9 protein-coding genes and 2 tRNA genes are annotated in these 7,355 nt (G+C 29.9%); 5 read left to right on the top strand and 6 right to left on the bottom strand.

Translation table 11 applies throughout. From position 1 onward, the window contains the following. The first annotated feature begins 3 nt into the window (after positions 1 to 3). Positions 4 to 76 (top strand) — tRNA-Gly (locus Q4586_RS13820). Between the two features lie 38 nt (positions 77 to 114). On the opposite strand, the gene Q4586_RS13815 is transcribed toward Q4586_RS13820, so the two are convergent. Then, the gene (locus tag Q4586_RS13815) at positions 115 to 762 is read right to left on the bottom strand and encodes a rhomboid family intramembrane serine protease (protein WP_068703735.1); all 648 of its coding nucleotides are present in this window, start codon (positions 760 to 762) and stop codon (positions 115 to 117) included. 90 nt (positions 763 to 852) lie between these two features. Here Q4586_RS13815 and Q4586_RS13810 point away from each other — a divergent pair, with 90 nt between their 5' ends. Next, the gene (locus tag Q4586_RS13810) at positions 853 to 1,764 is read left to right on the top strand and encodes a lysophospholipid acyltransferase family protein (protein WP_303529954.1); all 912 of its coding nucleotides are present in this window, start codon (positions 853 to 855) and stop codon (positions 1,762 to 1,764) included. A 57-nt stretch (positions 1,765 to 1,821) separates the two neighbouring features. Here the strand turns inward: Q4586_RS13810 and Q4586_RS13805 are convergent. Both Q4586_RS13805 and bshB1 read right to left on the bottom strand, forming a co-directional pair. Next, positions 1,822 to 1,897: transfer RNA gene (locus tag Q4586_RS13805), tRNA-His, on the bottom strand. Between the two features lie 55 nt (positions 1,898 to 1,952). After that, positions 1,953 to 2,669 (bottom strand): bacillithiol biosynthesis deacetylase BshB1, encoded by a 717-nt coding sequence (bshB1, locus tag Q4586_RS13800; RefSeq protein WP_303529952.1) that lies wholly within the window; start codon positions 2,667 to 2,669, stop codon positions 1,953 to 1,955. Positions 2,670 to 2,788: 119 nt separating this feature from the next. Between bshB1 and Q4586_RS13795 the strand changes: the two genes are divergently transcribed. The 3 genes from Q4586_RS13795 to Q4586_RS13785 are packed head-to-tail and all read left to right on the top strand — an operon-like array spanning position 2,789 to position 4,521. Further along, the gene (locus Q4586_RS13795; RefSeq protein WP_303529949.1) at positions 2,789 to 3,547 is read left to right on the top strand and encodes a Rossmann-like and DUF2520 domain-containing protein; all 759 of its coding nucleotides are present in this window, start codon (positions 2,789 to 2,791) and stop codon (positions 3,545 to 3,547) included. Further along, positions 3,531 to 4,058: a KdsC family phosphatase gene (locus Q4586_RS13790; RefSeq protein WP_303529947.1), complete on the top strand. Its 528-nt coding sequence runs from the start codon at positions 3,531 to 3,533 to the stop codon at positions 4,056 to 4,058. Before Q4586_RS13795 ends, Q4586_RS13790 begins: the two co-directional genes overlap by 17 nt. A 43-nt stretch (positions 4,059 to 4,101) precedes the next feature. Further along, the gene (locus Q4586_RS13785) at positions 4,102 to 4,521 is read left to right on the top strand and encodes a DUF2147 domain-containing protein (RefSeq protein WP_068703723.1); all 420 of its coding nucleotides are present in this window, start codon (positions 4,102 to 4,104) and stop codon (positions 4,519 to 4,521) included. Position 4,522: 1 nt separating this feature from the next. Here Q4586_RS13785 and Q4586_RS13780 read toward each other — a convergent pair whose 3' ends face one another. The 3 genes from Q4586_RS13780 to Q4586_RS13770 form a co-directional block, all read right to left on the bottom strand. Beyond that, positions 4,523 to 5,431, bottom strand: coding sequence for a PorP/SprF family type IX secretion system membrane protein (locus Q4586_RS13780; protein WP_068703721.1), 909 nt, complete (start codon positions 5,429 to 5,431; stop codon positions 4,523 to 4,525). Between the two features lie 5 nt (positions 5,432 to 5,436). Then, entirely contained in the window at positions 5,437 to 6,633 is a 1,197-nt protein-coding gene (locus Q4586_RS13775) for a T9SS type B sorting domain-containing protein (protein ID WP_303529943.1), read from the bottom strand. A gap of 15 nt (positions 6,634 to 6,648) precedes the next feature. Continuing rightward, the coding region (locus tag Q4586_RS13770) for a hypothetical protein (RefSeq protein ID WP_303529940.1) at positions 6,649 to 7,355 on the bottom strand (707 nt) is incomplete at its 5' end.

Raw genomic sequence — 7,355 nt, 5'->3', positions numbered from 1 at the left:
AATGCGAAAGTAGCTCAGTTGGTAGAGCGTCAGCCTTCCAAGCTGAATGTCGCCAGTTCGAACCTGGTCTTTCGCTCAAAAAAAACCGAAACAAATGTTTCGGTTTTTTTATGCTTATTTATTTAGTTTTAATTTATCTCCAAACAAAAACAAACCAACTATAATCGCACCAATCACCCCTATCATTAGGGTATTGTTACCTATTACACTAGGTTTTAAAATTAAAGTTAATATATAGCCCCCTATTGCACCTCCTAAATGTGCTGAATGCCCTATATTACCCACTTGATTTTTCATTCCGTATATAGAATACAATAAATACCCTATTCCAAATACATATCCTGGTAAAGGAATTGGAATTGGCAGCATAATTAATTCCATGTCTGGATACAACATTATTGATGAAAATACCACTCCTGATACTGCTCCTGACGCTCCAACAGCGCTGTAATAAAATTCCTTTTTATGCTGATATAAAGAATACATGCTTCCTGCCAGTAAACTTCCAAAATAAATCAATAAAAAATAAGAAACACCAAAATTACCAACCACTACCTTGCCAAAAAGATATAAAGCATACATATTAAACCCTAAATGCATCCAATCAACATGTAAAAAACCCGAAGTCAACATTCGTAATTTTTCTCCATTTAGTATTTTTTGAATCTGAAACTTATAGCGATCAAAAAAAACAATATCATTAAATCCCTTATACGATACTAAAACATTTGCAACGATTAGTATTAAAATAATTTGACTCATAGTATATATTTATAACCACAAACATAATCAAAAGTTAATAAAGTAAATTGTTCGTGATTTAATACGATATTTGCTGAAATTTTTAATTGAATGAAACTGCTTACATTTTTAATTGTTTATCCTTTAATTTGGATTTTATCAATCCTACCCATGAAACTGCTTTATGTAATTTCTGATTTTTTTCGCTTTATTATCTTTAACATAATTGGCTACAGAAAAAAAGTAGTTATTAATAATTTACGATTAGCTTTTCCTAATAAAAACGAGAAAGAGATTAATATACTTTGTAAAAAATTTTTTAAACATTTTGTTGATTTAATTTTCGAAAGTATCAAATCGTTTACTATTTCTAAGAAAGAGATAAAAAAAAGGTACATCTACAAAAACCCTGAGCTAATAAACGAATTAACCAAACAAGGAAAAAGTATTGCGTTAGTAGGTACTCATCAAGCAAACTGGGAATGGGCTTTCGGAATGCCTTTTGATTTAACTATTAATTGCTTTGGCGCGTATACTAAAATTCAGAATCCTTATTTTGAAAAAGTAATAAAATCTTCACGAACCAAATTTGGTTTTGATGGTGTACCTACCGGAATATTTAACAAAACTATTAACAGTAGGGAAGCTCAAAAAATACAGACCTTATATATTTTATTAAGCGATCAATCTCCACAACTACACAAAACACGTTATTGGGCACAATTTTTAAATCAAAAAGTACCTGTACATACTGGCGCTGAAGTTTTAGCTAAAAAACACGATTTAATAGTCGTTAACATGAATACAACTAAAATAAAAAGAGGTTATTTTGAAACAGAATTTGAGTTAATAACAACAACGCCTAAAGAGTACGCTAATTTTGAAATAACCGATAAATTTTTAAAAATAGCAGAAAAAAACATTAACAAACAACCTGAATACTATTTATGGTCTCATAAACGTTTTAAACATATAAATAAATATGATCAATGGTTAAAAACAAAAAAAACTTCTCAAAAATAATCGAGAAGTTTTTTTTCATTTAAATTAAAAAAGTCTTCTCAAATGAGAAGACTTTTTGGGTGGAAGACGGGATTCGAACCCGCGACCCTCGGTACCACAAACCGATACTCTAACCAACTGAGCTACAACCACCATGTAACTTGCGGGTGCAAATATATAACAGTTTATGATATCTACAAAACTTTTTTTTAAATTAATTTACTTAAATTTTCAATTGCAACGTAACGCTCTGAGGTAAAACCTTCTGCAAAATCTACACCAATCAATCTACCCAAATCTTTTGCTCTATAACGTATACTTTCTGTAAAATTTTTACTTGTAATTGGTGTTTCAGGCGCATTGCTTTTCGGGTTAAAGAACTGAGATGAATATGCTAAAACCGATGCTTCTTTCAGATCCATAAAACCTGTTACATCAACAACAAAATCTGGGGTTACATTTTCCCATTGTATATAATGATATACTTGTTTAGGTCTCCATTTTTCTTGAACTATTCCATCAATTTCCGTTTCTACCTTTAACAATCCACTTAAAAAACAAGCATCTGAAACCAATTTACTTCCCTTCGGATGGTCGATATGGCGATCACTAATCGCATTACACAACACTATATCTGGTTTATATTTACGAATCATTTTTATAACTTGTAACTGATGCTTTTTATCATTTTTAAAAAAACCATCAGCAAAACCTAAATTTTCACGAACAGAAACCCCTAAAATATCAGCTGCTTCTGCTGCTTCTTTATCCCGTAACTCTGCCGATCCTCGTGTACCTAATTCACCTCTAGTTAAATCAACTACACCTACTTTTTTACCTAAATGAATTTCTTTAGCAATAGTGCCTGCACAACCCAATTCCACATCATCTGGATGCGATCCAAACGCCAATATATCTAATTTCATATTCTAGTTATTTTAATAAGCTAATTTACAAATTCAGCATTAAACCATCTATTCTTTTATATTTTACCTTTTTAATATTAGTTTAATTACTATAATATAAATTCAATATCTTCGTACCTATGATTAGAATTACCATTATTGGTGGCGGAAATGTGGCAACACACTTAATAAAAGCTTTTAATAAAGCAAAAGAAGTATCGTTGTTACAAGTATATGCCAGAAATATTGCGCAAATTGAACATTTTAAAAACATTGTTTCTATTACCAATAGTTTAGATTTATTGATGGATGCCGATGTTTATATTATCGCCGTTTCTGATGATGCTATAATTGATGTTTCTTCTAAAATTGATAAAAAAAACGCTTTAATTGTTCACACCTCTGGTAGTGCTTCATTAAACTCATTAAAAAACAAGGGTAGAAAAGGTGTTTTTTACTTACTGCAAAGTTTTTCTAAAAATAAAGAAATAAATTTTAATGAAGTTCCGTTTTGTTTAGAGGTCGAAAACAAACAAGATTTTGAAACTTTGCAAAAATTAGCGCAAGCAATAGGAAAAAAAACATATGCTATTAATTCTGAACAACGAAAAAAACTACATGTTGCAGCTGTTTTTGTAAACAATTTTACCAATAATATGTATAAAATTGGTGCAGATATTTGTACTGAACATAGTATACCTTTTGAAATTTTACATCCGCTAATTAAGGAAACAGCACATAAAGTTATTACCTTAAATCCTGCTGAAGCACAAACAGGACCTGCAAAGAGAAATGATAAGGAAACAATTCAAAATCATTTGAATTTATTAAATAAACAACAACAAGAAATTTATCAACTTATTACAAAATCAATCCAAGAAAATGGAAAAAAGCTATAAAGAACTATTACCAAAAATTAATACTTTTATTTTTGATGTTGACGGTGTTTTAACGAACGGAATTGTAACCGTTTTTCCTGACGGACAATTAGTACGCCAAATGAATATTAAAGATGGTTATGCTTTAAAAGCAGCAGTAAAAGCTGGGTTTAGGGTTTGTATTATTTCTGGAGGAAAAAACGAAGGCGTTAGAACTCGTTTAGCTAACTTAGGAATTACAGATATTTATTTAGGTGCTCATGATAAAATTAAACAATTTAACGAATTAGTAAGCAAATACGATTTACAACCCGAAAACATTGCTTACATGGGTGATGATATACCTGATTACCCTGTAATGAAATTAGTCGGCATGCCATGTTGCCCAAATGATGCTGTTCGTGAGATTCAACAAGTGTCAAAATATATTTCTGATAAAAATGGTGGTAAAGGTTGTGCTCGTGATGTTATTGAGCAAGTATTACGTGTTCAAAAAAAATGGGACAGTAATTTTGATGCTCAATATGATTAATTTAAATATTTTTAGATATTAACTTTACTAAATCTTTATAATAATGAAAAAAACACTTTTCAGCTTTTTATGTATCATTAGCTTTTCTATCAATGCTCAAACCATTTTTGGAAAGTGGGAAAATAGAGATGAAGAAACCAATAAAGTAGATTCTGTTATTGAGATTTATGAAAAAAACGGAAAGGCTTTTGCTAAAATCATCGAAATTACAGAAAAAGAAAAACAAAACTCCGTATGTGATAAATGTAAAGGTGAACGTAAAAACAAACCTATTTTAGGAATGAATATTTTAACAGGCTTATCTAAAAATAATGATGAATGGAGCGGTGGTAAAATTTTAGATCCTAAAAATGGAAAAATATATAGTTGTTTTATCCAACTAAAAAACAACAACAAACTAAAAGTTAGAGGCTATGTTGGCGCTGCATTATTTGGCAGAACAGTATACTGGTATCGAAAATAAATTAAAAAAATCTATTTAATGTGGGGTTTTCTTGAAAGTTAAAAAGAAGTAAGACCTCATGTGACCCTGAATTAAATCGACTAAAGTTAGAAATAACATGATTATAACCATACCCAACTCTTAAATTATTAGTTGCTTTTAAATTAACAACTCCGCTCCATGAATTATTAAACCTATGTGAAACACCTAATTCAAATTTGTTTTTCCATAATAGGTTCAAAGACATATCTATAAGTATCGGAGAACTATTATTGTACCTTGTCAATATTGATGGCTTTAATTTAAAATACTTTTTTAAATTAAAAACATAGCCTGTAGTTAAAAAACCATTTGTTTTTTGAGAAGCTCTGACAATAATCCCATTTGACCTTTCAAAATGTAATGATTCTAAGATATTAGGTATTGAAAGACCCAAATAAAATCTTTCTAAATAATAAAGCACCCCTATTCCAAAGTTTGGATACGTTTTGTTTACATTTTGATTAAACTTTGGGTCGTTGGGGTCTGTTTGATTTAATTTTAACAACCCTATTTGTTGAAAAGTAGCTCCTGCTTTTAAACCAAATGATAATTTAGATTTTTTTGATGGTTTTATTGTTACAGAAAAATCCGCATAACTATGCGTTTCTGTTACTGGTCCTATTTTATCATGAATTAAAAACAACCCTAATCCTATATTTTCACCAACTTGGCTATGAATAAAAGCATTTATAGATTTTGGTGCTCCATTTACACCTGCCCATTGTGTTTTTGCTAAAAAACCTAAACTAACCCCTTCATTAATACCTACATAAGCAGGGTTAACAACTGACATATTATACATGTATTGAGTGTATTCAGGGGTTTGCTGTGCTATAACTTTAGTTATTAAAAAAAAGCATGAAAGTAATAATACAATATGTATTTTCATTTAATTTATTTATTTAGGTACAACCAACCCTGATAAGCTTTTGTCTTTGAATCATTATAATCAATAACGTACCAATAGGTAGCTACAGGCATTTCTTTTCCTTCTAACGTTCCATCCCACCAATTAGGACTTAAATTTCCATTATTTCTATAATTAAACAATAATTTACCATATTTATCATAAACTTTCATCTTAAAGTTAGGGTAACTATCAACTAAACCGAGAATTTCAAAAGTATCATTAATTCCATCTCCATTTGGAGAAAAAGAATCCGACATATTTGCAACTCTAGCTACTTCTATATTTGACTTACTTGCTAAAGTGAAAATACCATACTCAGAAACGTTTGAAGTAATTTTACTATTACCAACATCAACTACTCCCCCTTCATTAACCCACTTAAAACCATTCCACCTAACAATAATCATATCTGTAGGGTTTGATCTTATAAAATCAGGAGTAGTTATATTATTCCATGTTAATGTTATAGATACATCAAAGTTACCAATCTCTCTATTGATTTCCCAAAATTCATTCATATCAATTAAACCAATAGAAGGCTCTTTGCTATTGTGAGAAAAATCAACATCAGAGTTACTCCAATTAAAAGTTACTAAAAATTGATTATTGATATTATCTGAAGCACTAATTTCTAACGGCCTAGATATAAATGTGTCTAATTTATAATCTCCCACTGGAAATATAAAAGCTGAGTTCCCTTTTTTTCTCGCTTTATTATTTGCATAACTTTGATTGTTTAAATTTTCGTAATCTGAGTTACTTTGAAAACTCAATACTCCTTGTGTTGTATTATGTATAACACCATTTTGAAACAATAAAGTACCATGTATAATTAATTCTTTCTCTAAAGAAAAAGCAAAAGAACTTGTACTGTTATTAAATTCAATATCAAACACATTAGTTAAACCAGATCCACTAATAATCTGCTGCTCATCCCCAACAAAATAAACTCCGCTTATATTATTATTTGAGGTAAAAGTAATATTTCCATTATTAGCTAAATCTTTAAAAAAATAAAGATCCCCATTATTAACCAATTCGCTACCATCATTATTGATAGTATTATCATAAACACTAACCATTGTATTATTTGCTACATAAAAATCCCCTTTATTAATAACTTGAGCTTGTACACTCTTAATTGCATAAATAACTATCAATATCATATAAATCTTTTTCATAACTATATATTTATACTATAATAAACTTTTATTTACAACATACCAGTAATTAGTACCATCTGGATCTAACCCACATTGATAAGTTACAGAAGTATTTGTTCCTACAACAGAAACATTGAGAGCATTTAAAACTGACCCTTTTATTCTATTTCCACCACTCAAAGTGGTAACATTAATACCTAAACTTACCAAACCTGAGGTTCTGTATACTATTGTTATTTTTCGACCAACGTTGCTTGTAACAGGATCAGGTAACAAAACAGGAGATAAACTTAAAGATATGAGCGCTGTATTTTGAATGATAACAGTACCATCTGAATCTAAAATTGTTGTAGATGAGGACGGATCAGTTAAAACTCTTATACTATTTAGCCTATTTAAGTTTTCAATTTTTGTAGTGTTATTTGTTACACTTGTTGCTAACGTAGAGTTACTCAAATCAACCGTTGACAGCGATTTAGTTAAACTAATAATATTACCAGTTAAAGACATATCTTGTTCATCATTGTCTACCAGCTCCCAAGTAATACCATCTTTTGTTTTATATAACTCACCAGTTACTGTATTTGTATATAATTGTCCTGCTATACCTGTTAAAACTCCATTAGGGTTTACTATTCCTGTCAAAGTTCCATCAACACCAGAAGCTCCCACCAAACTTACACCAACTCCCCATGAACCTGATACTTTTGGTCCATAAAACATATTTGTTGATGTGTTTA

It is taken from the genome of Tenacibaculum soleae, from assembly GCF_030549005.1.
Lineage (GTDB): Bacteria > Bacteroidota > Bacteroidia > Flavobacteriales > Flavobacteriaceae > Polaribacter > Polaribacter soleae.
Note: the sequence above shows the minus strand (reverse complement) of the source record. Positions and strands in the feature narration are given on the sequence as shown.

Bases quoted from the DNA above. Each gene is read 5' to 3' on its own strand.
- Q4586_RS13790 (WP_303529947.1), top strand. From the start codon at position 3,531: ATGGAAAAAAGCTATAAAGAACTATTACCAAAAATTAATACTTTTATT.
- bshB1 (WP_303529952.1), bottom strand. From the start codon at position 2,669: ATGAAATTAGATATATTGGCGTTTGGATCGCATCCAGATGATGTGGAA.
- Q4586_RS13780 (WP_068703721.1), bottom strand. From the start codon at position 5,431: ATGAAAATACATATTGTATTATTACTTTCATGCTTTTTTTTAATAACT.
- Q4586_RS13775 (WP_303529943.1), bottom strand. From the start codon at position 6,633: ATGAAAAAGATTTATATGATATTGATAGTTATTTATGCAATTAAGAGT.
- Q4586_RS13785 (WP_068703723.1), top strand. From the start codon at position 4,102: ATGAAAAAAACACTTTTCAGCTTTTTATGTATCATTAGCTTTTCTATC.
- Q4586_RS13795 (WP_303529949.1), top strand. From the start codon at position 2,789: ATGATTAGAATTACCATTATTGGTGGCGGAAATGTGGCAACACACTTA.
- Q4586_RS13815 (WP_068703735.1), bottom strand. From the start codon at position 762: ATGAGTCAAATTATTTTAATACTAATCGTTGCAAATGTTTTAGTATCG.
- Q4586_RS13810 (WP_303529954.1), top strand. From the start codon at position 853: ATGAAACTGCTTACATTTTTAATTGTTTATCCTTTAATTTGGATTTTA.